The sequence below is a fragment of the Arthrobacter sp. 9MFCol3.1 genome (assembly GCF_000620385.1).
Lineage (GTDB): Bacteria > Actinomycetota > Actinomycetes > Actinomycetales > Micrococcaceae > Arthrobacter.
In genome coordinates this window covers 579,563-602,213 of record NZ_KK211131.1, presented here as the reverse complement: position 1 = coordinate 602,213, position 22,651 = coordinate 579,563, and the positions used below count along the sequence as shown (strand labels likewise).

Annotated in this window: 22 protein-coding genes and 1 pseudogene; 17 read left to right on the top strand and 6 right to left on the bottom strand. The window is 66.9% G+C overall.

The features are described from left to right. Window positions 1-515 (bottom strand): annotated as a pseudogene (locus C560_RS0120170) (aminopeptidase); the annotation flags it as partial. Window positions 516-1,018: 503 nt separating this feature from the next. Here C560_RS0120170 and C560_RS0120165 point away from each other — a divergent pair. The 14 genes from C560_RS0120165 to C560_RS22490 all read left to right on the top strand — a co-directional run bounded on the left by C560_RS0120165 (window position 1,019) and on the right by C560_RS22490 (window position 16,497). After that, on the top strand, window positions 1,019-2,113 hold the full coding sequence (locus C560_RS0120165; protein ID WP_018775012.1) for an extracellular solute-binding protein: 1,095 nt from the start codon (window positions 1,019-1,021) through the stop codon (window positions 2,111-2,113). 1 nt (window position 2,114) lies between these two features. Next, a complete protein-coding gene (locus C560_RS0120160; RefSeq protein ID WP_026539572.1) occupies window positions 2,115-3,002 on the top strand; it encodes an ABC transporter permease in 888 nt (295 codons plus the stop codon). Continuing rightward, a complete protein-coding gene (locus C560_RS0120155) occupies window positions 2,989-3,816 on the top strand; it encodes an ABC transporter permease (RefSeq protein WP_026539571.1) in 828 nt (275 codons plus the stop codon). The genes C560_RS0120160 and C560_RS0120155 overlap by 14 nt, the downstream gene beginning before the upstream one ends. A 9-nt stretch (window positions 3,817-3,825) precedes the next feature. After that, the gene (locus C560_RS0120150) at window positions 3,826-4,947 is read left to right on the top strand and encodes an ABC transporter ATP-binding protein (protein WP_051533285.1); all 1,122 of its coding nucleotides are present in this window, start codon (window positions 3,826-3,828) and stop codon (window positions 4,945-4,947) included. Window positions 4,948-5,442: 495 nt separating this feature from the next. Further along, a complete protein-coding gene (locus C560_RS0120145; protein ID WP_018775008.1) occupies window positions 5,443-6,237 on the top strand; it encodes an IclR family transcriptional regulator domain-containing protein in 795 nt (264 codons plus the stop codon). A 153-nt stretch (window positions 6,238-6,390) separates the two neighbouring features. Next, window positions 6,391-7,668, top strand: coding sequence for a cytochrome P450 (locus tag C560_RS0120140; protein WP_026539569.1), 1,278 nt, complete (start codon window positions 6,391-6,393; stop codon window positions 7,666-7,668). 5 nt (window positions 7,669-7,673) lie between these two features. Further along, the gene (locus C560_RS0120135; protein WP_026539568.1) at window positions 7,674-8,852 is read left to right on the top strand and encodes a PEP/pyruvate-binding domain-containing protein; all 1,179 of its coding nucleotides are present in this window, start codon (window positions 7,674-7,676) and stop codon (window positions 8,850-8,852) included. 68 nt (window positions 8,853-8,920) lie between these two features. Next, window positions 8,921-10,807: a PEP-utilizing enzyme gene (locus tag C560_RS0120130; protein WP_026539567.1), complete on the top strand. Its 1,887-nt coding sequence runs from the start codon at window positions 8,921-8,923 to the stop codon at window positions 10,805-10,807. Window positions 10,808-10,829: 22 nt separating this feature from the next. Then, entirely contained in the window at window positions 10,830-11,603 is a 774-nt protein-coding gene (locus tag C560_RS0120125) for an SDR family NAD(P)-dependent oxidoreductase (protein WP_026539566.1), read from the top strand. A gap of 60 nt (window positions 11,604-11,663) precedes the next feature. After that, the gene (locus tag C560_RS0120120; RefSeq protein ID WP_026539565.1) at window positions 11,664-11,984 is read left to right on the top strand and encodes a 2Fe-2S iron-sulfur cluster-binding protein; all 321 of its coding nucleotides are present in this window, start codon (window positions 11,664-11,666) and stop codon (window positions 11,982-11,984) included. A 2-nt stretch (window positions 11,985-11,986) separates the two neighbouring features. Continuing rightward, window positions 11,987-13,312: an NAD(P)/FAD-dependent oxidoreductase gene (locus C560_RS0120115; RefSeq protein ID WP_155855836.1), complete on the top strand. Its 1,326-nt coding sequence runs from the start codon at window positions 11,987-11,989 to the stop codon at window positions 13,310-13,312. A gap of 31 nt (window positions 13,313-13,343) precedes the next feature. Continuing rightward, window positions 13,344-14,102 (top strand): HD domain-containing protein, encoded by a 759-nt coding sequence (locus C560_RS0120110; RefSeq protein ID WP_026539563.1) that lies wholly within the window; start codon window positions 13,344-13,346, stop codon window positions 14,100-14,102. Then, window positions 14,099-15,682, top strand: coding sequence for an aldehyde dehydrogenase family protein (locus tag C560_RS0120105; protein WP_231494404.1), 1,584 nt, complete (start codon window positions 14,099-14,101; stop codon window positions 15,680-15,682). The genes C560_RS0120110 and C560_RS0120105 overlap by 4 nt, the downstream gene beginning before the upstream one ends. Before the next feature lie 395 nt (window positions 15,683-16,077). After that, complete coding sequence (locus tag C560_RS22490) at window positions 16,078-16,497, top strand: DUF7793 family protein (RefSeq protein WP_196802376.1); 420 nt, start codon at window positions 16,078-16,080, stop codon at window positions 16,495-16,497. A gap of 19 nt (window positions 16,498-16,516) precedes the next feature. Here C560_RS22490 and C560_RS0120095 read toward each other — a convergent pair whose 3' ends face one another. Further along, window positions 16,517-17,413, bottom strand: a complete 897-nt coding sequence (locus C560_RS0120095; RefSeq protein WP_026539561.1) for a helix-turn-helix transcriptional regulator — start codon at window positions 17,411-17,413, stop codon at window positions 16,517-16,519. 144 nt (window positions 17,414-17,557) lie between these two features. Between C560_RS0120095 and C560_RS0120090 the strand changes: the two genes are divergently transcribed. Continuing rightward, window positions 17,558-18,601 carry an NAD(P)-dependent alcohol dehydrogenase gene (locus tag C560_RS0120090; protein WP_026539560.1) on the top strand — a complete coding sequence of 348 codons (1,044 nt, stop codon included), beginning with the start codon at window positions 17,558-17,560 and terminating at the stop codon, window positions 18,599-18,601. Between the two features lie 21 nt (window positions 18,602-18,622). Here the strand turns inward: C560_RS0120090 and C560_RS0120085 are convergent, their stop codons facing one another. Together C560_RS0120085 and C560_RS0120080 are read right to left on the bottom strand one after the other, a co-directional pair. Beyond that, on the bottom strand, window positions 18,623-19,075 hold the full coding sequence (locus C560_RS0120085; protein ID WP_155855835.1) for a hypothetical protein: 453 nt from the start codon (window positions 19,073-19,075) through the stop codon (window positions 18,623-18,625). A gap of 231 nt (window positions 19,076-19,306) precedes the next feature. Next, window positions 19,307-19,627, bottom strand: a complete 321-nt coding sequence (locus C560_RS0120080) for a GYD domain-containing protein (RefSeq protein ID WP_018774995.1) — start codon at window positions 19,625-19,627, stop codon at window positions 19,307-19,309. Between the two features lie 226 nt (window positions 19,628-19,853). Here C560_RS0120080 and C560_RS0120075 point away from each other — a divergent pair, with 226 nt between their 5' ends. Further along, window positions 19,854-20,183, top strand: coding sequence for an antibiotic biosynthesis monooxygenase family protein (locus C560_RS0120075; RefSeq protein WP_026539558.1), 330 nt, complete (start codon window positions 19,854-19,856; stop codon window positions 20,181-20,183). 51 nt (window positions 20,184-20,234) lie between these two features. On the opposite strand, the gene C560_RS0120070 is transcribed toward C560_RS0120075, so the two are convergent. Beyond that, a complete protein-coding gene (locus C560_RS0120070; RefSeq protein ID WP_018774993.1) occupies window positions 20,235-20,837 on the bottom strand; it encodes a DUF6919 domain-containing protein in 603 nt (200 codons plus the stop codon). Then, the gene (locus C560_RS0120065) at window positions 20,838-21,377 is read right to left on the bottom strand and encodes an SRPBCC family protein (RefSeq protein WP_026539557.1); all 540 of its coding nucleotides are present in this window, start codon (window positions 21,375-21,377) and stop codon (window positions 20,838-20,840) included. Between the two features lie 283 nt (window positions 21,378-21,660). Between C560_RS0120065 and C560_RS0120060 the strand changes: the two genes are divergently transcribed. After that, window positions 21,661-22,644, top strand: coding sequence for an ABC transporter substrate-binding protein (locus C560_RS0120060; protein WP_026539556.1), 984 nt, complete (start codon window positions 21,661-21,663; stop codon window positions 22,642-22,644). Window positions 22,645-22,651 lie beyond the last annotated feature (7 nt).

Below are 22,651 nucleotides of genomic sequence, written 5' to 3'. Positions count from 1 at the left end.
CCCTCCTGCACGGAGTCCAGATGCGCGCCCACCACCACGGTGTGCTCGGCACTGCCCCCGGTGTCGGCCAGGATGTTGAAGGACTCCACCGTCTTGCCGCGCCGGCCGTCCTCCTTGAACGTGAAGCTTTGCCGCACCGGCGCATACCCGGCCGCGCGCAGCTGCTCCTCGACGTAGCGGGCCGATTCCTCATACCCCGAGGTGCCCGAGGCCCGGTTCCCGCCGTTGGCATCGGCCACCCGCTGCAGCGCCTGCAGGTGCCCCACCATGTCCCGGGACTTGAACGCCGCCAGCACCGCACGCGCATCCACCGTGCTGGCCGGCGTCAGTTGCGGGACCGCAACACTGGGACTGGCTGACTTGGCGGGTTTGGCGGATTGGCTCGTCCCGCCACCGGATTTGCTCGTGGCGCCACCGGACGGGATGCCGGCCGCGACCCCGGAGGTACAGGCCGACGTCGAGAGCAGGACCAGGGCCAGGACTGAGGGAAGTACATGCTTGCGGAGAGTGATCATGCCGGGAGCCCATCACTAGTCGGTACAAGTTCGCTTGATTCCGGCTCGACTGGTCACAACGCTCGCCACTGACACTCCAGTAAGTCGCGGCCACCATCGCCCGGCAAATACTCCTATCAGGTCGAACCATTGTCGGTCGCCCCGCTGTATCCGCAATAGCGCCTCGCTGTGAATTTCCTGTGCAAATCATGCCCCGGTAACCGGCAGCCGGGGGAACCGCCCGCGGCCAAAACCCGGGAGTTTCTTAAAGCAATACAACTGTTGACTAGTGAGCAACTTCACAGTTACAGTTGCGAAACCGAAAAGCCGCCGGAAGGCGGACTCGAGATCTCCAGGTGGAATGGATGGCCCGCGCGAACCGCGGCTGTCACTTCTTCTTCTCACTCCACTGCTTCTTCTCACTTCACTGCGCCAACCGCAATCACACGCACCGCACCCCACCACGCCCGCAATCCTGCACGCCTTCTTTTGGCGTGCCCGCGTCCATGAGAGGCACTTCCCCCATGACAGCATTCCGTTCCACTCCCTTTGACCGCAGGCAGCTCCTCAAAGCGGCAGCGCTGACGCCATTTGCGGGTCTGGCGCTGTCCGGCTGCGCGGCGAAGCCCGCCGAAAGTGCCGCCGCCAACAAGACGGTGACGGTCACGTCCTATGGTGGCTCGTACAACGACCAGCTGACCCAGACCATCCTGGACCCGTTCTCCAAGCAGTCGGGAATCCAGACGACGCTGCTGGCCAACACCTCCCTGGCCGCGCTCAAGGCCCAGGTCCAGTCCGGCGACGTGCAGTGGGACCTCGTCGAAATCACGGCGCCAGAGTATGAGGTGGCCGTGGCCGAGGGGCTGCTGGAGAAGTTCGACTACGACATCATCAGCGACAAGGGCCTGCCCGGATACGCGAAGGCTGAATACGGCATCAAGTACCTGAGCTTCCTGTTTGTCATGGCGTGGGACCAGAAGGTCATTTCCGACGCGCAGGCACCGAAAGACTGGGCCCAGTTCTTCGACCAGGGCAAGTACAACACCAAGCGCTCGGTGTACAACCAGCTCTCCGACAGCTCCGTCCTGGAAGCCGCCCTGCTGGCCGACGGTGTCCCGTTCGACAAGATCTACCCGCTCGACGTCGACCGGGCCCTGAGGGTCCTGGGCCAGCACCCGGGCAAGGACCGGCTGCTGTACCACGCCGCCAACCAGGAGCCCATCCAGCAGCTCACCTCCGGTGAGGTCTCGCTCTCCACGAGCTTCAACAACCGTATTAACGCAGCCCGCAACGACGGCGCGAAGCTGAACTTCTCCGCCGAAAACGCCGTCCTCGCCGGCGACTACTTCGTGGTTCCGAAGGGCGCCAAGAACAAGGAAGCTGCCTTCAAGCTGATGAACTTCATGTCCAACGACGCCGAGGCCGGCGCAGCGTTCGACAAGGTCACCAACCTGACCCTCGCCAACACCCCGGCGCTGTCCAAGCTGCCGAAGGAAATCGCCGACACGCTTCCCACCAGCCCCCGGCTCGCGGACAAGATCCTGGTCCGCGACGACAAGTGGTGGTCGCAGAACCTGAAGAAGACCGAGCAGCAGTTCAAGCTCTGGCAGGCCAGCTGACATGAGCAACGCAACTCTCGAACGGCCCCGGCCCCGGGGCCGCGGGGCGCCGGCCCCCGCTGAGGCAGCACCCCGACGGCGGCGCAGCGGCTGGTGGCTGCTGCTGGCTCCGATCCTTGCCTTCGACGTCGTGCTGTTCCTGACGCCGCTGGGCAAACTGGTCGGCGCAAGCTTCGCCGACAACGCCTACCAGCGGGTCCTCGAGGACCCGCTGGTGGTGCGCGCACTGGTCAACACCCTGACCATCAGCCTGGCCAGCACCATTGTCACTGTGGTGCTGGGCTACATCATCGCCATGGTCCTGTGGCGGGCCGGCAATGTCACCCGGGTGATCCTGTTCGCCGTCGTACTCCTGCCGTTCTGGACCGGCATCCTGGTGAAGAACTTCGCCTGGGCGGTCCTGCTCCAGGACAACGGCATTGTGAACGCATTCCTGCAGGGAATCGGGCTGACAGGTGCGCCGATCCCGTTGCTGCACAACCGGTTCGCCGTGATCGTCGGCATGGTGCACTGCCTCCTGCCGTACGCGGTGTTCCCGATCTTCTCCTCGCTGACATCGATCGACGACCGGCTGGGGCTCGCGGCCCGCTCGCTTGGCGCGCGGGAAGGATCCGTCTTCCGCAGGATCACGCTGCCGCTGAGCATGCCCGGCATCTCCGCGGCCGGGCTGCTGGTCTTCATCATCAGCACGGGCTTCTTCATCACCCCGGTGGTGATGGGCGGACCCGGCGACATGATGATCGCCAACCAGATCGACTACTACGCCCGACAGCTCACGGACTTCTCCGGGGCCGCTGCGCTGGCCGTCATCCTGACGGTCATGGTCAGCATCCTCGTAGCCGTCTACCAGCGCGTCCTCAAGGCAGGAGGCCAACATGAAGACAACTAATCCGCAGCACCGCCTGCTGGCGCTTCTTTCCATCCCGGCCTTCCTGTTCCTCGTCATTCCGACGGCGATTGTGGTGCCGGTCGCGCTGAACGACAGCCGCTACATCACCTTCCCGCCGGAGGGAATCTCCTTCGCCGCCGTGGCCGGATTCTTCGCCGACCGGGCCTGGACCTCCGCCCTGACGGCCAGCCTGCAGTCGGCGGCGATCGCCGTCGTGATTGGCGTGCTGCTGGGTGCCACCGCGGCGATCGGCCTGCACGGGCGCAAGTTCCCTGGCCAGCCCGCCGTGGTGGGCCTGATCCTCGCGCCGATGATCGTGCCGACCGTGGTGCTGGCGCTGGCGTTCTACCAGTTCTTCATCTCGATCGGCATGGTGGGCAGCATCGTCCCCATCGGCCTGGCGCACGCCGTGATCGCGACCCCCTATGTGTACCTGACCACCCGCGCCAGCCTCGCCGGGCTCAACCCGGCCCTGGTCCGGTCGGCGCAGAGCCTCGGGGCCGGTCCGCTCTCCGTCCTGCGGCACGTGTATCTGCCCATCATCCTGCCCGGCCTGATCTCCGGGGCGCTCTTCGCGTTCTCGGTCTCCATCGATGAGACGGTGATGTCCCTGTTCATGCAGTCCCCGGGGGCCACGACCTTGCCGGTGAAGATGTTCACGGATATCCAGTTCAACCTGACCCCGAAGATCGCGGTGTCTTCCGCCCTGCTGGTCAGCGTCGCCACGATCGGGCTGCTGCTCCAGGTCTTGTTTGTCCTCAAGCGCCGCTCTTCAACCCGGATGCTGCCGCTGGCCGTGTCCGCACAAACGTAAGGAAAGTCGATGACCGCATCAGTGATTTCCGCGGAGTCAATTCCCGGCACGGGCAGGGCCGCCCGGGGCGCCATTGAGCTCCGCCAGGTCAGCAAGCACTACGGCGACGTCGTTGCCGTGGACGAACTGGACCTGACAGTCCAGCCAGGGGAGTTCGTGACCCTCCTGGGCCCCAGCGGCTCCGGCAAGACGACCACCATGATGATGGTTGCGGGGTTTGAAGACCACACCGCCGGAACCGTCCTCATTGACGGCAAACCCGTGGACTCGCTGCCGCCCCGGGACCGCAATCTCGGCGTCGTGTTTCAGAACTACGCCCTGTTCCCGCACATGAGCGCGCTGGAAAATGTGGAGTTTGCGCTCCGCATGAGGAAGGTGCCGCGCGAGGAACGCCGCCAGCGCGCCGAGGAGGCCCTCGACCGGGTGGGACTGGGCAAGATGGGCGGCCGCAAGCCGCGCCAGCTCTCCGGCGGACAGCAGCAGCGGGTGGCGCTGGCCCGGGCACTGGTCTTCAACCCGGCCGCCCTGCTGCTCGACGAGCCGATGGCGGCCCTGGACAAGCGCCTCCGCGAGCAGATGCAGGAGGAGATCAAGACCCTGCAGAAGGGCCTGGGCATCTCCGTGCTGTTCGTGACGCACGACCAGGACGAGGCCATGGCCATGTCGGACCGGATCGTGGTGATGAGGGACGGGAAGATCGTGCAGTCCGGCCCGCCGGAGGAGGTGTACAACCATCCCCTGACCGACTGGGTGGCCAGCTTCCTGGGCGACACGAACCTCATCCCGTGCACCATCGTGGAGCGCAACGGCGAGGAAGCCGTGGTGGACCTCGGCGGACTGGGTCTCGCGAAGGTCCGGGACCGCGGGGCAAGCGGTGAGAACTACGCTGTCTCCATCCGCCCGGAGCACCTCAAATTCAGGACACGGGCCTCGGCGGGCAACGGATGCGCCGCGACCCTGGTCTCCTCCACGAATCTGGGCGCCACGGTCCGCCACCGCCTCACGGCCGGCGGCCACGAACTCCAGCTCCGTGAGCTGAGCTCGGACAGGGGCGCCGGGATCCGGCCGGACGAGGGCCTGTGGGTGGGCTGGGACGCGGACAAGGCCCAGCTGCTGGTCCTGGAGTCCTGACCGCGGGACATGCCCTCCGCTGGCGCCCAGGAATGGACATGTCCCGTTATGTCCATCGCTCAGGCGCAGCGCGGAGCATGTCCCCACGGGGCCGCGGGACATGTCCATTGCCGAGGTCCGCCACGGGACATGTCCCGACGGGAGCCATGGCCAATGACCGGGCAATGCTCAGCCTCAGGCGCAGGGCTTGATTTCACTGACAGGTCCCGACAATGTGCGGGCCTCAGCGCCGCCCGGCCCCGGCGGCCACCGGGCATCCCCTCCGCTGGCGCCCAGGAATGGACATGTCCCGTTATGTCCATCGCTCAGGCGCAGCGCGGAGCATGTCCCCACGGGGCCGCGGGACATGTCCACTGCTGAGACACGGGGCCGCGGGACATGTCCATTGCTGAGCGCCGGCAAGGTGCGGGACTTGCGGACTACACTCAATTCCGGGCGGCCACATGGCCCTTGACGGCCAGAAACAGGGCCAGTGCCCGCGACGAGGAGGCCACCATGGCCGGCGGCAGCCGCGAACCCGGCAGGACGGTGACCTCGAAGGTCCTCTCCATCCTGGCGGCCTTCGAACAGTCCCGGGGCGCCCTCAGCCTGACCGACATCGCCGAAAAGTCCGGCCTCCCCTTGAGCACCGCCCACCGGCTGGTCAACGAGCTCACCGACTGGGGCTTCCTTTCCCGCGAGCCCAACGGCCGCTACCAGCTGGGCATCCGCCTCTGGGAGCTTGCCCAGAATACCGGCCGCCAGCTTCGTGACGCGGCCCGGCCATACGTCCAGGACCTGTTCTCCCTCACCGGCGAAACCGCGCACCTGGCCGTCCGGACCGGCCACGAAGTGCTGTACATCGACCGCGTCTACGGCTCCAAACGGGTACCGCGGGCGTCCCGCGTCGGCGGTCGGCTGCCCATGCACGCGACCGCCGTCGGGAAGGTCATCCTGGCCTTCGAGGAGGACTGGGTCCGTGACGCCTACCTGAACCGGCAGCTGGAACGGCACACCGCGCACACCCACGTGGACCCTAAAAAGCTGGCCGCGGAGCTGACCCAGATCAGGGAGCAGGGCTACGCCACCACCCTCGAGGAAGTCCGGCTGGGTTCCTGCTCCATCGCCGTTCCGGTCTTCCATACCGGCAGGATAGGTGCCTCGATCGGCCTGGTGCTGCCCACCAATCAGGCCGCCACGATGACCCGGCACCTGCCGGTCCTGCGGGGAATCGCGGCGCAGATCGAACGCGCCACTGCGCGGATCCCGCTGGAAACCCTGCTGGGCAGCCACGTCGCGGGAACGGACTAGGCCGTATCCCCGCGCCCGCAAGGGCGCTGGTAACTGGTTTCCGCTCAGTGGAAGTCAGCCCTGCCATCCCGAGGTGATGGGGGCCACACTGGTGAATAAGAACCCGCGGCATGCACTGGCGCTGCCGGCGGGACCGAAAACCAAGGAGCCCAGATGTCATCGTCGACTGAAACGGCCGGCCGCTGTCCCTTCGGGCACGGCGCCGAAGCCCCCGCGGGGCACCACGGCTACGAGCCGTTCCAGATGAAGGATCCCTTTTCCGCCTACGCCGAACTCCGGGCCGAGCAGCCCGTCATGTTCGACGAGCGGATCGGCCTCTATGTCGTCTCCCGTTACGACGACATCAAGGCCGTCTTCGAGGACTGGGAGACCTTCTCCAGCGAAAACGCCCAGGCCCCCGTCCGCGAACGCGGCGCCGCCGCCAAGAAGATCATGGACGACGGCGGTTTCACCGCCTACTCGGGGCTCTCCGCGCGCCGTCCGCCGGAGCACACCCGCATCCGCGCCGTGGTCCAGAAGGCCTTCACGCCCCGCCGCTACAAGGCCCTGGAACCGTTCATCCGGCAGAACGTCGTCGAACTGCTCGAAAAGATGCTCGCCCGGCCGGAACACCGCGGCGACATGGTCAGGGACCTCGCCTACGACGTCCCCACCATCACCATCCTGACCCTGATCGGCGCGGATGTCTCCCAGGTGGACACCTTCAAGCGCTGGAGCGATTCCCGAGCCGCGATGACCTGGGGCGACCTCAGCGACGAGGAACAAATCCCGCACGCCCACAACCTCGTGGAGTACTGGCAGGAATGCCTGCGCCTGGTCAGGGCTGCCCACGAGGAAGGTGGCGACGATCTCACCGCGGACCTCGTGAAGTCGCAGCAGGAAGGCGCCGAAATCTCGGACCACGAGATCGCCTCCGTCCTCTACAGCCTGCTCTTCGCCGGCCACGAGACCACCACCACCTTGATCTCCAACGCCCTCCGCGAACTCCTCGCCCGCCCCGAGCAGTGGCAGCAGCTCGTGGAGGACCCCAAGAAGATCCCCGCCGCCATCGACGAGGTCCTGCGCTACGCCGGCTCGATCGTCGGCTGGCGCCGCAAGGCCCTCAAAGACACCGAAGTCGGCGGCGTCGCCATTGCAGAGGGCTCGCAGCTGCTGCTCCTCATGGGCTCCGCCAATCGGGATGACACCAAGTTCGACGCCGGCGAGGACTTCGACATCACCCGCCCCAACGCCCGCGAGCACCTCTCCTTCGGGTACGGCATCCACTACTGCCTGGGCAATATGCTCGCCAAGCTCCAGGCCAGAATCGCCCTCGAGGAAGTGGCCCGGCTCGCCCCGGAGCTGCAGCTGGAGAACCCGGAAGCCATCGCCTTCCGCGAAAACCTCTCCTTCCGCGTCCCCGAGACCGTCCCCGTCAGCTGGAAGGCCTGAGAAATATGCACAGCAACGAATACATCCAGTTCTTCGACGGCGGCATCGAACCGAAGCTCGAAAACCTTGGCGGCAAGGGCGCCTCCCTGGTCACCATGACCTCCGCCGGCATGCCCGTCCCGCCCGGCTTCGTGGTCACGACGGCCCAGTTCGACGCCTTTATGGAGGAAGCCGGCATCACCCGGGACATCCACGAGCTCCTGGCCGGGCTGGACCCCGAGGACATGGGCCAGGTGGACAAAGTCTCCGCCGCGATCCGCGAGGACATCCGTTCCCGCCCGGTGCCGCCGGCCCTGCGCGAGCTCACCGTCACGGCCTACGAGTCCCTGATGTCCCGCTTCGACGCTCCCGTCCCGGTGGCCGTCCGCTCCAGCGCCACCGCCGAGGACCTGCCGGACGCCTCTTTCGCCGGCCAGCAGGACACCTACCTCTGGCTCGACGGCGTCAAGGCCGTCACCGAACACATCCGCCAGTGCTGGGCCTCGCTCTTCACCTCCCGCGCCATCATCTACCGGCTCAAGAACAACATCCCCAACGAAGGCCTCTCGATGGCCGTCGTGGTCCAGAAGATGGTCAACGCCCGCGTCTCCGGCGTCGCGATCACCATGGATCCCACCAACGGCGACCGCTCCAAGATCACCATCGACGCGTCCTACGGGGTGGGCGAGATGGTGGTCTCCGGTCAGGTCACCCCGGACAACATCATGCTGGACAAGGTCACCCTGACCGTCATCTCCGAACACCTCGGCGATAAGCACGCCGAACTCGTCCCGGACGCCGTCGCCGGCCGCCTGGTGGAGCGGGAGGTCGACGCCGAACGCCGCGGCCGCCGCAGCCTCAGCGACGCCGAACTCACCGCCGTCGCGCAGATGGCCAAGCGCGCGGAGAAGCACTACAAATGCCCGCAGGACATCGAATGGGCCCTCGACACGGACCTGCCCGACGGCGACAACCTGCTCCTTCTGCAGTCCCGTCCGGAAACCGTGCATTCCTCGAAGCCGGTTGTCCCGTCCTCGGCATCCGCCGGCGGCTACTTCAGCGGACTCAGCCCGGCAGGCTCTTCAGCCACATCCGCTTCCACGACGGCGCCGGCCAGCTCCACGCCGTCGTCCACCGGGCCGTCGTCCTCCAGCAGCTTCAACCTTGGCAGCATCACAGCCTCCCTGCTGAAGCCCTCCTTCTAAGAAGTTTTGACCCGCTAGTCCGCTTCGTCACCCAGGCTCAACGCCGAGCCCGAATTGAAAGGACCGCCATGTCCCTGAAGTCCTTCCCCAAGCCCTCCGAGCTTCCGGTTCCCGCCGGGGCCGAGGGCTGGGAAAAGATCTACCCGTACTATCTGGTCTTCCAGGACAAGCTCAAGGAGCAGGAGGACGCCAAGTTCTGGTTCTGCGACAGCCAGCACTGGCCCACCGTGTTCAAGCCCTTCGAGACCATCGGCGGCGAGTTCGCGGTCAAGTGCCTGGGCCAGTACAACGCCCGGCACCTGATGATCCCCAACGCCAACGGCATCGAGTTCCGTGTCCATCTGGGCTACCTCTACATGTCGCCCATTCCGGTACCGGAGGGCGAGATCGCGGCCCGCGTGCCCTTGTTCGAACAGCGCGTGGGCCATTACTTCCAGAACTGGGACCAGCTCCTCAAGCAGTGGCACGTCAAGGTCAAGGGCACCATCGACGAGATGGAAACCATCTCCTTCCCCAAGCTCCCGGACATGGTCCCCATGGAGGACATCCTCTCCGGCAAGGGCAAGGACGGCTCCGAGAAGCTGTTGGAAAGCTACGACCGGCTGATCCAGCTGGCCTACCAGAACTGGCAGTACCACTTCGAGTTCCTCAACCTCGGCTACATCGCCTACCTGGACTTCTTCAACTTCTGCAAGCAGGTGTTCCCCAACATCCCGGACCAGTCCATCGCCACCATGGTGCAGGGCGTGGACATGGAGCTCTTCCGCCCGGATGACGAACTCAAGCAGCTCGCCAAGCTCGCTGTCGACCTGGGGCTTCAGCCGAATTTTGGCAACACCGACGACGTCGACGTCACCCTAGGCGCCATCGCCGCAGCCCCGGGCGGGGACCGCTGGGTGGCCCAGTACGAGGGCGCCAAGGACCCGTGGTTCAACTTCACGGTGGGCAACGGCTTCTACGGCCACGACAAGTACTGGAACGAACACCAGGAAATCCCGCTCGGCTACATCGCGGACTACATCCGCCGCGTGGACGAGGGGCAGGAAATCATGCGCCCGGTGGAAGCCCTGATCACCGAACGTGACCGCATCATCGAGGAATACCGGGACCTGCTGGAAGGCGAAAACCAGGCCCTCTTCGACGCCAAGCGCGGACTCGCCGCCACCGCCTACCCGTACGTGGAAAACCACAACTTCTACATTGAGCACTGGACCATGGGCGTCTTCTGGCGCAAGATCCGCGAGCTTAGCCGCATGATGCAGGCCGAGGGTTTCTGGACCGAACCGGACGACCTCCTGTACCTGGGTCGCAACGAGGTCCGCGACGCGCTGTTCGACCTCGTCACCGGCTGGGGCGTCGGCGCCAAGCCGATCGGCCCGGACTACTGGCCGGCCGAGATCGAGAGCCGCCGCGGAATCGTGGACGCGCTTAAGACCGCCCGGCCGGCCCCGGCACTGAACACCCCGCCGGAATCCATCACCGAACCCTTCACCCGGATGCTCTGGGGCATCACCACCGAGCAGGTCCAGCAGTGGCTGGGCGCCGGCGAAGCGGTGGAAGGCGGCGGCCTGCGCGGCATGGCGGCCTCTCCCGGCGTTGTCGAGGGCCTGGCCCGTGTCATCACCGACGCGGACCAGCTCTCCGAGGTGCAGCAGGGGGAGATCCTGGTCGCCACCGTCACCGCGCCGTCCTGGGGCCCGATCTTCGGCAAAATCAAGGCCACGGTTACGGACATCGGCGGCATGATGAGCCACGCCGCCATCGTCTGCCGCGAATACGGCCTCCCGGCCGTGACCGGAACCGGCTCGGCCTCCACCACGATCAAGACCGGCCAGCGCCTGCGGGTGGACGGCACCAAGGGAACGGTCCAGATCCTCGACGCACTGATTCCCGATGCCGGGGGGCCGGAGCTGCAGGTCGCCGGACCCGGGGCGCACAGCCACAGCCATGTCTGATCCGAACATGCCAGCTTCAAATATGCCTACTGCAGAATATGTCGATGCGGGCCGGCCCGCCCGCACCGTCCTGATCACCGGCGCCGCAGGCGGGCTGGGCCGGGCGTTCGCGCTCGGCTTCGCCCGCCGCGGCTACCGGGTAGCGGTAGCGGACGTGAACCTCGAGGGTGCGGAGGAAACCGCCAAGCTGGTCCTGGACACCGGGGCCGAGGCGGCAGCCTTCCACGCCGACGTCACCAGCGTCGACTCCACCGAGACCCTCGCGAAAAGCTGCGCGGACTTTGGCAACGGGAGCATCGACGTCGTGCTCAATAACGCGGCGGTGTATGCGGGGGTAACCCGGAGCCCGTTCGAGGACATCGACCCGGCCGAATGGGACCTGGTGATGAACGTGAACCTCAAGGGACCCTGGCTCGTGACCCGGGCCGCAAGCCCGTACCTGCCCGAGGGCGGGCGCGTCATCAACCTCTCCAGCGCCACGATCTTCAGCGGCTCCGAACAGTGGCTGCACTACGTCGCCTCCAAAGGCGGGGTGGTGGCGCTGACCCGGGTGATGGCCAAGGAACTGGGCCGGCGGGGAATCACGGTCAACGCGATCGCCCCCGGCTTCACCCTCACCGAGGCCAGCTACGGGCTGATGGAGAACGCCGAAAACTACGGTGTGGACCGCGGTGCCATCAAGCGGGCCAGCCAGCCGGAGGACATCGTGGGCGCGGCGCTCTTCCTGGCCGGGCCGGACAGCTCCTATTACACGGGGCAGACCATGGTGGTCGACGGCGGCCGCCAGTTCATCTGACTCTGTCCTATCTGCCAACTTTCCGACTTCTACCCCGACTTCAACCCCCAAGGAGGACCAATGCCAACGGTTCATTTCACCGACGCCGAGGGCGCTGTCCGTGACGTCCAGGGCAACTCCGGCGACTCCGTCATGGAGACCGCGGTGCGCAACGGCGTCCCCGGCATCGTCGCGGAGTGCGGCGGCTCGCTGTCCTGCGCCACCTGCCACGTCTTCGTCCGCGACGACTGCCTCGCGCAGCTCCCGCCGATGGAGGACATGGAGGACGAGATGCTCTACGGCACTGCCGTGGACCGCGAGGACAACTCGCGGCTGTCCTGCCAGCTCCGCCTCACGGACGGGCTCGAACTGTTCGTCACAACCCCGGAAACCCAGGTGTAGCCGTGAGCACCAACGCGGTTGAGAACGCGGCCCCCGCAGCGGCCGCCGAGGACGCAACGCCGTCGGGCACCCCGTCCCGGACTGGACTGCTGATCATCGGGGCGAGCCAGTCCGGCGTCCAGCTCGCCGTATCCCTGCGGGCTCTCGGCTTTGACGAGCACATTACTTTGCTCGGCGACGAGGACCACCGCCCCTACCAGCGCCCGGCCCTGTCCAAGGAGTTCCTGCAAGGCACGGTGGAGAGCGAGTCGTTGATCTTCCGCTCCAACGAGTACTGGGCCGAACACAATGTGGATCTGGTGAAGGGCGAATACATCGTCCGGATCGACAGGGAAGCGGACGGCTCCGGGGTCGCACATTCCTCCTCCGGCAAGCAGTTCCCCTTCAAGCGTCTGGCCCTCACCGTGGGCGCCCGGGCCCGGAATCTGGAAATCGAGGGCGGAGACCTCGACGGCGTCCTGTACCTGCGCAACGCCGACGACGCCCTGGCGCTCAAGGCACGGGTGGGGGACGCGCACGATGTGGTGGTGATCGGCGGCGGTTTCATTGGCCTCGAAGCCGCCTCCAGCCTGCAGAAGATGGGCAAGAATGTCACGGTCCTGGAGTTCGGACCCCGCTTGGTGGGCCGCGCCGTCGGCGAGGAAACGGCCGAGTACTTCCTGCAGGCGCACCGCTCCCGCGGCCTGGACATCCGGCTCAGCACCAGCGCGGCGCGCTTTAGGGCGGACGACGGCGGCGCTGCAGTTTCCGGCGTCGAACTCCAGGACGGCACCGTGCTGCCCGCGCAGATCGTGCTGATCGGGATCGGCGTCATCCCCAACACCCAGCTGGCCGAACAGCTCGGCCTGACGGTTGACAACGGAATCGTGGTGGACCGCTTCGCGCTGGCCTCGGACGGCACCACGGTGGCGATCGGCGACTGCGCCAACATGCCCAACCCGGTGCCCGGCTCCGCGCCGGGGGAGCGGATCCGGCTGGAAAGCGTCAACAACGCGATCGAGCACGCCAAGGTGGCCGCCTACTCGCTCACCGGCCGGCGCGAGGAATACGCCGGCATCCCGTGGTTCTGGTCCAACCAGGCGGACCTCAAGCTGCAGATCGCCGGACTGTGCAACGGCTACGACCAGACCGTCCTCCGGCGGGACGAGGAACGCGGAAAGTTCAGCGTCCTCTATTACCGCCAGGGCCAGGTCATCGCCGCGGACTGCGTCAACGCGCCGCTGGACTTCATGGCCGTGAAAAACGCCCTGGCCAAGGGCCAGAACATCCCTGCCGAGGCTGCCGCCGATCCGGCGACACCCCTCAAGACGATCACGACGGACAGCTAGCCCCGCGGCTGGCCGCCCCCGAAGGAGCATTATGACCACCCCCAAGACCCCGGTTGCCGACGCCGGCAGCGGCGCAGCCGGGACTACTGCCGCCGCCGTTGCCCACCCGGCGGCAGAAGCGTTTGCCGCGGCGTACCCGGTCCGGCCCGTTCCGGCGACGGGACCGGTGGAGACGTCCCCGATCGCGACGACGCCGGCCGCGCTCGAGGAACTCGACCCGCTGTGGCGCGCCGTGGTGCACGAGACCCGCACCCGCGGCAACGACATCCACCTGCCGATCTCGCTCGCCTTCGCCGAGCGGCTCTGCCGGGCCTACCCCGACGCCGACGCAGAGCTCGTCCGCGTGGCCACGCTGTTGCATGACACCGGCTGGGCCCACGTGGATGAATCCCGGATCATCTCCGAAGGCTTCGCGGGCGACTGGCGCAAGGCGGCCATCCGTTACGAACACGAAAAGCAGGGCTGCGACGTCACCCGCCGGGTCCTCCCCGGGCTGGGCTACTCGCCTGAGTTCGTGGAGCGTGTCTGCGACATCATCGACGGCCACGACACCCGCCCCGTGGCCCACTCGCTGGAGGACGCGCTGATGCGGGACGCGGACCGGCTGTGGCGCTTCGACCAGGCCGGGATCGCGCTGGCCTCCTCCTGGTTCGGGATGGACCCGGCCACGTACACGGACAGGCTGGCCGCGGAAATCGTGCCCGAACTCATCACCCTGGCCGCCCACGACATGGCCGTCGCGGATCTGGCCCGGTCCACCGCCCTGCTCAAGACGGCGGTGATCCGATGACCTCCGCTACGCACCACGGAGGGACCCCCGCCGGCACGCCTGCCGGGACGCCGGCGCCGGGGAAGGCGGCGCCCCCGTCGTCCGTTCCCGCCCTGGCCGCACGCGCCGCGCTGATCCTGCCGCACACCCACGTGGACAGCCTCTTCATCGATGGAGCCTGGACGCCGGCCCGCGGCGCCGGCCGCAACCCGGTCACCGACCCCGCCACCGGCGAAGTCTGGGGCTCCGTCCCGGACGGAACGCTGGAGGACGTGGATGCCGCCGTCGACTCCGCCCGGCGCGCCTTCCAAGGCGAATGGCCGCGGCTCGCGCCCTCCGAACGGGCCGCCTATCTGCTGCGCATCGCCGAGGAAGTGGAGAAACGTGCCGGGGAACTCTCCCTCACCAACACGCGGGAGAACGGCTCGCCCGTCTCCGAATCCTCCGGGGCGGCAGCGAACGCCGCGGGCATCTTCCGCTACTTCGCAACGCTCGCCGGCCACCTGGAGCGCGACGACGTGCGTGCCTTCCCGCGCGGCGGCGGTGAATCCGTAGTGCGGCGGGACCCGCTCGGCGTGTGTGCGCTGATCGCGCCCTGGAACTTCCCCATCAATCTAGTGGTCATCAAACTGGCCCCCGCGCTGCTGGCCGGCTGCACCGTGGTGATCAAACCGGCGTCCCCCACGCCGCTGTCCCTCCGGGTGATCATCGACGCCGTCGCCGCTGCCGGAGTTCCGGCCGGCGTGGTCAACCTCGTCACCGGCTCCGGCCGGCTGGGCGACGCGCTGGTGAAGCACCCCGGCGTGGATAAGGTGGCCTTCACGGGTTCAACGCCGGTGGGGCGGAAGATCGCCGCCGCCTGCGGAGAACTGCTGCGGCCCGTCACCCTGGAACTCGGCGGAAAGTCGAGCGCGATCGTGATGCCGGACGCCGATCTGGACGCCATGTCCAAGGTCCTGATTCGTTCGTCCATGCGCAACACCGGGCAGACCTGTTACATCTCCACCCGCATCCTTGCCCCGGCGAGCCGCTACGAGGAAGTGGTGGACATGGTGACCGCCACCATCGCTGCCGGAACGCAGGGCGACCCGCTGGATCCCGGAACGGTGTTCGGCCCGTGCGCCACGGAATCGCAGTACCGGACCGTGCTGGAGTACGTGGAGTCGGGACTGGCCGAAGGCGCCCGCGCCACCACCGGAGGCCGGGCGGCGACCCTGGGCGGCGGTCTCGAAGGCGGGTACTTCGTGGAACCAACCGTGTTCGCCGACGTCACGCCGGAAATGAGGATTTCCCGCGAGGAGATCTTCGGCCCGGTGATCTGCATCCTGAAGTACGACGACGCCGACGGCAGTGTTGATGAGGCCGTTGCGCTGGCGAACAACACCGAGTTCGGTCTGGGCGGGCTGGTATTCGGGCAGGACCCGGCCGCGGCGCTGGTCGTCGCGGACCGGATGGACACAGGCTCGGTGGGCATCAATTTCTTTGCCTCCAACCATGCGGCACCGTTCGGCGGCCGGCACGACTCCGGCCTAGGGACCGAGTACGGCATCGAGGGCCTGAACGCCTACCTGAGCTACAAATCGATCCACCGGAAGGCCTGATCCAGAAGCCATTGGCGCCGCGACGGGACCGCGGAATGACCGGGACCGCGCCGCGACGGGACCGCGGGACATGCCCTCCTCTGGTATAGAGGGATGGACATAAGCCCACTAGGTCCATTCCTGGGCAGCGCAGTGGGGCATGTCCATTCCAGGAGGGGGACATGTCCCGCGGGGGAAGCGGCAAGGGACATGCTCATTGCCTGGCAGCATCGGAGAGCAGGTCCGAGATAAGAATCCACGCTGCACGGGACATGCTCCTTGCCGGGCAGCGCCGGAGAGCAGGTCCCGCGCGGGCACGAGGGCGGGCGGGAGGAAGCAGGCGTCAGGCTCTGTTGCGGTCCGCCACGCGGGCCCCAAACCCCTGGCTTGTCAGGCCCGGCCCTACAATGGTCTCGATGATGCCAGGACATATAGCAGCTGCTGACGGAAAGAACGTGCTGAGCGTCAGCGCGGGCATCATCACATCCGTCTGGCAGCCGGGCACGTTTGTTGATGTCGACGATGCCAGGGACGCGATGCTGGCCGTAGCGCAGATCAGCGGCGGAATACCGATGCCGATGCTCTCCGAAATGACGGACGTGGAGATCAGCGCGGCCGCCAGGTACGAGTTCGCGCAGACAACAGGGGTTCTGGCGATTGCCGTGCTTGGCTCCAGCACAGTGGATCGTGTGATTGCGGCGGCCATGAGCCGGCATACCCGCTACCCCCACGAATTCTTCACTTCCCGGGACGACGCCATGGCCTGGCTGAACAACTTCACCTCCAGCGGCGGCCAGCCCGGGGGATACACGGACGGCATTTCCGCCCTGGCGTGACAGTGCCGGCCCGCTCCGGTTAGGCCTTGTCCACCGTAGTCGCGGCGGCCTCGGCCTCCTTGACCTGCCGGTTGGTCGCGGCCCAGCTGGCCAGCAGCCGCAGCGCATCTTCCGACGCGGAGCCGGGCTCGGCGTTGTAGACCAGCAGGGACAGCCCGGCGTCGGCGGAGACGTCCATGGCCTCGTACATCAGGTGGAGATCCCCGACCACCGGGTGGTGCAAGTGCTTGAGCCCGGTGTAGTGCTGGCGCACGTTATGCGCCGCCCACAGGGTGCGGAATTCCTCGCTCCGCGTCGACAGTTCACCGACCAGGTCGGTCAGGCCGCGGTCGTAGGGGTCCCGGCCGGCCTCGGTGCGCAGGATCGCGACGGTGTCGCTCGCCGCGCGGTCCCAGTCCGGGTAGAAGCTGCGCGAGCGGGCGTCCAGGAAGATGAACCGGGCATGGTTGGCCGGGCGGGCCGGACCCGCATACATGTCCGAATACAGGGCATAACCCAGCGGGTTGGCCGCAAGGACGTCCATGCGTCCGTTCCGCACAAAGGCCGGCGCGTTGGTGATGGCGTTCAGTGTCAGCTGCACGCTGCGGCGGACGGACTCCGCGGGACGGGGACGACGGCGGGTCCGGCTGCCCGGGGCCGCCGCACGGGCCAGATCGAAGAGGTGGGCCCGTTCGGCGTCGTCGAGTTGCAGGGCCTTTGCCACGGCGTCCAGAACTCCCTCCGAAACGCCGGACAGGTTTCCCCGCTCCAGCCTCGTGTAATACTCGACGCTGACGCCGGCCAGCATGGCGACTTCCCCGCGGCGCAGGCCCGGCACCCGGCGTTTCGCGCCGTACACCGGCAGTCCCGACTCCTCCGGGGTGATCTTGGCCCGGCGCGAGGCAAGGAACTCGCGGGTCGCCTCTCGATTATCCATGCCATCAACGTTAGGCCCTTGGGCTCCGCGAGGGAGGCCCTGCCAGTACCCCTATCAGCAGGGACTCCCTCACGGCTGCGATACCGGGTTTGATGGATGGTGTTCCGTTGAACAACCCCCAACGATCAACAAGCAGGAGATTCATTGCTTACCGTCAACGCTTACGCATCACCGTCCGCGACCGAGCCGCTCGCCCTCACCACCATCGAGCGCCGCGACGTGGGACCGCACGATGTCCTGATCGAGATCAAGTACGCAGGGATCTGCCATTCGGATATCCACACCGTCCGCGGCGACTGGGGCCCGCAGACCTATCCGCTGGTTCCCGGTCATGAAATTGCCGGCATTGTCACCGAGGTCGGCACGGCCGTGACCAAGCACGCCGTCGGCGACCGGGTCGGCGTCGGCTGCATGGTCAATTCCTGCGGCGAGTGCGTCAACTGCCAGGCCGGCGAGGAACAATACTGCCTCGCCGGGAACACCGGCACCTACGGCGCCGTCGACCGTGACGGCACCATCACCCAGGGCGGCTACTCCACGCACGTCGTCGTGACCGAGGATTTCGTGGTCACCATTCCCGAGGGCCTCGAGCTCGACGTCGCGGCGCCGCTGCTGTGCGCGGGCATCACCACCTACTCGCCGCTGAACCACTGGGGCGCGGGTCCCGGCAAGAAGGTCGCGATCGTCGGACTGGGCGGACTGGGCCACATGGCCGTCAAGATCGCACACGCCATGGGCGCCGAGGTCACGGTCCTGTCGCAGTCGCTGAAGAAGCAGGAAGACGGGCTCAAGCTTGGCGCGGACCACTACTACGCCACGAGCGACGAAAACACCTTCACGGACCTTGCCGGCACTTTTGACCTGATCATCAACACGGTCAGTGCCGCGATCGACATCAGCTCCTACCTGCAGCTGCTGACCCTCGACGGCGCACTGGTCAACGTCGGCGCGCCCGCGGAACCGCTCCCGGTGAACGCGTTCGCCCTGATCATGGGCCGGCGTTCCTTCGCCGGCTCGATGATCGGCGGCATCCGCGAAACCCAGGACATGCTCAACTTCTGCGCCGAGCACGGCCTGGGCGCCGAGATCGAGGTCATCCCGGCCGCGAAGATCAACGACGCCTACGAGCGCGTCCTGGCCTCCGACGTCCGCTACCGCTTCGTGATCGACACCGCGACCCTGAGTTAGGACGCCTCACGGGGATCCGGACTAGGATCCCGGCCCGGCCGGAACGAGCCAGAAGCCGGCAACTTCGCCGGCGGAGGGGGCGGTGCCGGGCCGGAATCCCTGAATCTGGACTGGTCCGGCCCCTAGGTCGACCCGCGTCGTTGCAGCAGCTCCGCACTCGAGGTTCATCTCCGCCCTGCCCCCGCCCCGGAGGCCGTCCTGGGATACCGTCAGGAACGCGTTCGGTGCGCCGGTGCAGGCCGCGGTGAGCGTGTAGGTTCCCTGCGGCACCGCTGCGGCCGAGTGGCGGAACCCGCTGCCGCCAATCCCGCCCGTTCCGCCGAGGACGAGCCCGTCAGGCCGGGTGCCGAGGACTGCTTGCAGCTCGCCCAGATTGCGCTGCTCAGCCTCGGCGAGACCCGGGTTTACCGGCGCGGGTGGTGGCGGCGGGGCCTGCCGCGACGACACCGCGGGGGCCGCCGTCGGATCTGACACGTCATCGGTGTATTCACACCCGGCCAGGCCCGCTCCCGCGCCGGCCACAGCCAACAGCAGCGCGGTACCGCGCACCCAGGGTCTTCCGCCGCGGAGTGGACTGCATAATGACCTGCGCAGTGACCCGCCCGGTGACTTGCTCAGTGACATGCCCCGAGCCTACTGGCAGAGACTCGGGCACGCGCGTAGCCGCGTGCCGTGATCCGGCCATTCGCAGCGGATGTTTATGGTTTATTGCCCCGGTGCCCGGTACGACGGCGTCTTCTTGGCTGCCGCGTCGAGATCCTCTGCTGACATGAGCGGTTTCAGGTGCAGGTTCACGGCACCGGTGGAATTGATCATCAGTGACAGGGCCACGGCGTTGGCCTGGTCAGGGATATCGAAGACCCCGACGACGTCCGTCTCGCCGAAGGCGTAGTAAAAGCTTTCGAGTGAGCCGTCCACCGACTTGAGGGCCTCGACAACAGCATCACGCCGCTTGGTGCCGCCTTCACGCATGAGTCCTTTGATGCCGTCGCCAACGTAGTTCGCTTCGAACAGATATTTGCTCATCGTTTTTCCTATCCTGTGTACGCCCAGGACACCGGCATCCGAACATGTGCCCGCTCCCAACGATGGAAGGTCCGAGGCTGGCCCCAGAGTGGGGTCTGCCCACATGCTAGGCCTTCTACTCCACCCATACAACGGTTCATTTGCGCCCACAACGGCGCTCCGGGCAATCGGCACTACCGCCGGCCGGATGACAGGAACATAATCGGCGTATCAACCCGCACGGACAATGGAGGCGATCGACGTGTCTGTTTATACGCTCGGAATCTGGCTGGTGCATCCCGGCCGCGAGAACGATTTTGTGCAAGCCTGGCGGGATCTGGCCAGGAAGACGAAGGAAGACTTTCCCAACGCCAAAGCCGTGCTGATGCACGATCGCGACGTCAAAAACCGGTTCATCAGCACCGGCCCGTGGGAGTCCCTGGAACAGATTGAGCAGTGGCGGGACTCTGCCCTGTTCAAGCAGGGCATCGAGGCGATGAAGGACATGCTGGAGCATTTCGAGGCGCGCACTCTGGACGAGGCCGCCAGCATCGGCTGGGACGCGACTGATATGTGAATTTCCCGGGACCCGGGTCGCCGGCGGCTGCGCGGCGCGGGTTCCCGTCGGCTATTCGGCCTGCAGCGCCTCAAGTACGGCTGCCAACAGGACATCGTTCCGGCCCCAGACGGGATCGAAGATTTCCACGTACCAGGCGTCAGCCAGGACCAGGGCCAAGGTCTCGTTGGTCTCTGCCGCCCAGTCCCTGAGCTGGTCTTCCCCAACGGGCCCCTCGCTGCTGCCGAGCAGGGTTGCGACGTCGTCGTCCTGGACGGTCACCGGGATGGAGACGCTGCTGGCCTCACCGGGGTCATGGACGACCGTCACCAGGCTGGTCCGAGCCGACAGCGTCAGCAGCGTCGACGCCGTATCCGGGCCGCAGAAGGCCGTCACGTAGGCGCGCTGCGCGAGGCCCCCGGCCTGAACGCCCGGCTGCGATTCCTTGGTGAAGAGCCCGTTGCGGTTGAGCCGGGCGAGGTCTCCGGCGATGGCCGCGGTCTCCTCGTCGAACCCGGGCGCGAAGACTCCCGGCTGGTACTGGCTGTTGCCCTCCAGCCAGCGGGCGGTCAGTTCGCCGGCCGCCGGGATGGTGGAGGCCTGCCGCCAGACTTCGCGGTCCGCGAGAAGCCGGCCGAAGCTGTCCCGTTCCGTCGTGAACCTGGCCTCTGACATTTAGGCCTCCTGTGCTGTGGGGTGCGGAGTGGACTGCGCTGTGGACTGGGGGGTGGGGTGCGTCTGCGGAGCGTGGTGCTGCAGGAGCACGGACAACCGTTCGCAGCTGATCCGCAGCGCCTCCAGTTCACGCCGGCTGTAGTCCTCGATGATCGCACGGATCCGCTCGGTGAGGTGCTCGTCGTCGACCTCGAACTCGTGGTTCAGCGTGACCACGGAGAGCCCGTCAGCCGGCCGGATCTCCCAGTCACCGCCGAGCTCCCGGAACGGGGGTTCGAGGTTCAACTGGTGGAACTCGGCGCGAAGGCTGGCGGTGTCAAAGACGCGCCAGCAGTGGCTTGAACTGAGTGAGCCGTTGGACACCACGGACGTGCGCAGCTCGTGCCCGGCGTCGTCGCCGCTGACACGCTCCGAGTACACCGTCAAGCCGTCGAGGTAAGGCCAGTGCGAGGCGTCGCGCAGCATGCTGAAGACAAGGTCCGCCGGGGCGTTGATGCCGAGCCGGTCCGTGGTCCGGTGCGTTTGCTGGTGCGTGCTCACTGACAAGTTCACCCCTCCTGTGTCGTGCTGTCACCTTGCAGGTCTTCTATGCAGGCTAGGCCAGTTACGGCCCGCCGTGAACAATTCCGTCCCGTCGCGTCACGCAGGGCAATCTTCGGTAACACAGGGCATCCGCAGGCCGCGTCCGCGGACGCCGGATGAACGGGTGTTAACGCCTGTATCCCTTGGTTTCACACGGTTTCACGGCGCTTTGACCGGCTTTCCCGGCGCCCGGATAGTTGCTGGCACCAGCACCAATTCAGTCCACTCTCAAGGGGAGAACATGTCCAGTCTTTCGTTTAAATCAGGCGCCGCGGTCGCGTTGGCGGCTACCACTGTCCTGGGTCTGGCGGCCTGCTCCGATCCCGGCGCCGCTGCTGCCGGCGGCCCGTCGGCGGCGCCGTCGTCCTCCACCGGTGTGAAGCAGTTCAACCTCTCTCCGCAGCAGGACCGCGTCAAGGCCACGGTGGATGCCGCGGCCGCCGCGCTCGTCCCGGAGGCCATTAAGAAGGACGGGAAGCTGACCGTGGCGGTCAGCCCGTTTGCGGCGCCGCTGGCCGTTTACGCCACCGACAACAAGACCCCGGTGGGCAACGAGGTGGACATCGCCGTCGCACTGGCCCAGTCCCTGGGCCTGGAGGCGGACATTGTCCCGACGGCCTGGGCCGACTGGCCGCTCGGCGTCGATTCCGGCAAGTACGAGGCTGTGCTGTCCAACGTCACCGTCACGGAGGAGCGCAAGCTCAAGTTCGACTTCGCCAGCTACCGTGAGGACAAGCTCGGCTTCTACGCCAAGGCGGACAGCAGCATCACCAAGGTCGAGTCGGCGCCGGACGTCGCGGGCAAGCGCGTGATCGTCGGCTCCGGCACCAACCAGGAGGCAATCCTGCTGCGCTGGGATGAGGAAAACAAGAAAAACGGCCTCAAGCCCGTGGAGTTCCAGTATTACGACGACGACTCCGCGTCCCAGCTCGCCGTCCAGTCCGGACGGGCGGACCTGACGTTCGGCCCCAACGCCACGGCAGCCTACAAGGCGGCTTCGGACGCCAAAACCAAGCTCGTGGGCCTGGTCGACGGCGGCTGGCCGCTGAAGGCCAGCATCGCAGTCACCACCAAGAAGGACAACGGGTTTGCCGCCGCGGCGCAGGCCGGACTGAACCACCTGATCCAGGACGGCAGCTACGCCAAGATCCTGGACCGCTGGGGGTTGTCCGCGGAAGCCGTCGCGAAGTCGGAGCTGAACCCGGCGGGCCTGCCGAAGAAATAGCCCCGCC

What these genes read in the sequence shown, in the direction of transcription:
- C560_RS0120160 (WP_026539572.1), top strand. Translation starts at nt 2,115, where the DNA reads ATGAGCAACGCAACTCTCGAACGGCCCCGGCCCCGGGGCCGCGGGGCG.
- C560_RS0120105 (WP_231494404.1), top strand. Translation starts at nt 14,099, where the DNA reads ATGACCTCCGCTACGCACCACGGAGGGACCCCCGCCGGCACGCCTGCC.
- C560_RS22490 (WP_196802376.1), top strand. Translation starts at nt 16,078, where the DNA reads ATGATGCCAGGACATATAGCAGCTGCTGACGGAAAGAACGTGCTGAGC.
- C560_RS0120145 (WP_018775008.1), top strand. Translation starts at nt 5,443, where the DNA reads ATGGCCGGCGGCAGCCGCGAACCCGGCAGGACGGTGACCTCGAAGGTC.
- C560_RS0120140 (WP_026539569.1), top strand. Translation starts at nt 6,391, where the DNA reads ATGTCATCGTCGACTGAAACGGCCGGCCGCTGTCCCTTCGGGCACGGC.
- C560_RS0120080 (WP_018774995.1), bottom strand. Translation starts at nt 19,627, where the DNA reads ATGAGCAAATATCTGTTCGAAGCGAACTACGTTGGCGACGGCATCAAA.
- C560_RS0120060 (WP_026539556.1), top strand. Translation starts at nt 21,661, where the DNA reads ATGTCCAGTCTTTCGTTTAAATCAGGCGCCGCGGTCGCGTTGGCGGCT.
- C560_RS0120135 (WP_026539568.1), top strand. Translation starts at nt 7,674, where the DNA reads ATGCACAGCAACGAATACATCCAGTTCTTCGACGGCGGCATCGAACCG.
- C560_RS0120155 (WP_026539571.1), top strand. Translation starts at nt 2,989, where the DNA reads ATGAAGACAACTAATCCGCAGCACCGCCTGCTGGCGCTTCTTTCCATC.
- C560_RS0120095 (WP_026539561.1), bottom strand. Translation starts at nt 17,413, where the DNA reads ATGGATAATCGAGAGGCGACCCGCGAGTTCCTTGCCTCGCGCCGGGCC.
- C560_RS0120165 (WP_018775012.1), top strand. Translation starts at nt 1,019, where the DNA reads ATGACAGCATTCCGTTCCACTCCCTTTGACCGCAGGCAGCTCCTCAAA.
- C560_RS0120070 (WP_018774993.1), bottom strand. Translation starts at nt 20,837, where the DNA reads ATGTCAGAGGCCAGGTTCACGACGGAACGGGACAGCTTCGGCCGGCTT.
- C560_RS0120130 (WP_026539567.1), top strand. Translation starts at nt 8,921, where the DNA reads ATGTCCCTGAAGTCCTTCCCCAAGCCCTCCGAGCTTCCGGTTCCCGCC.
- C560_RS0120075 (WP_026539558.1), top strand. Translation starts at nt 19,854, where the DNA reads ATGGAGGCGATCGACGTGTCTGTTTATACGCTCGGAATCTGGCTGGTG.
- C560_RS0120150 (WP_051533285.1), top strand. Translation starts at nt 3,826, where the DNA reads ATGACCGCATCAGTGATTTCCGCGGAGTCAATTCCCGGCACGGGCAGG.
- C560_RS0120125 (WP_026539566.1), top strand. Translation starts at nt 10,830, where the DNA reads ATGCCTACTGCAGAATATGTCGATGCGGGCCGGCCCGCCCGCACCGTC.
- C560_RS0120110 (WP_026539563.1), top strand. Translation starts at nt 13,344, where the DNA reads ATGACCACCCCCAAGACCCCGGTTGCCGACGCCGGCAGCGGCGCAGCC.
- C560_RS0120120 (WP_026539565.1), top strand. Translation starts at nt 11,664, where the DNA reads ATGCCAACGGTTCATTTCACCGACGCCGAGGGCGCTGTCCGTGACGTC.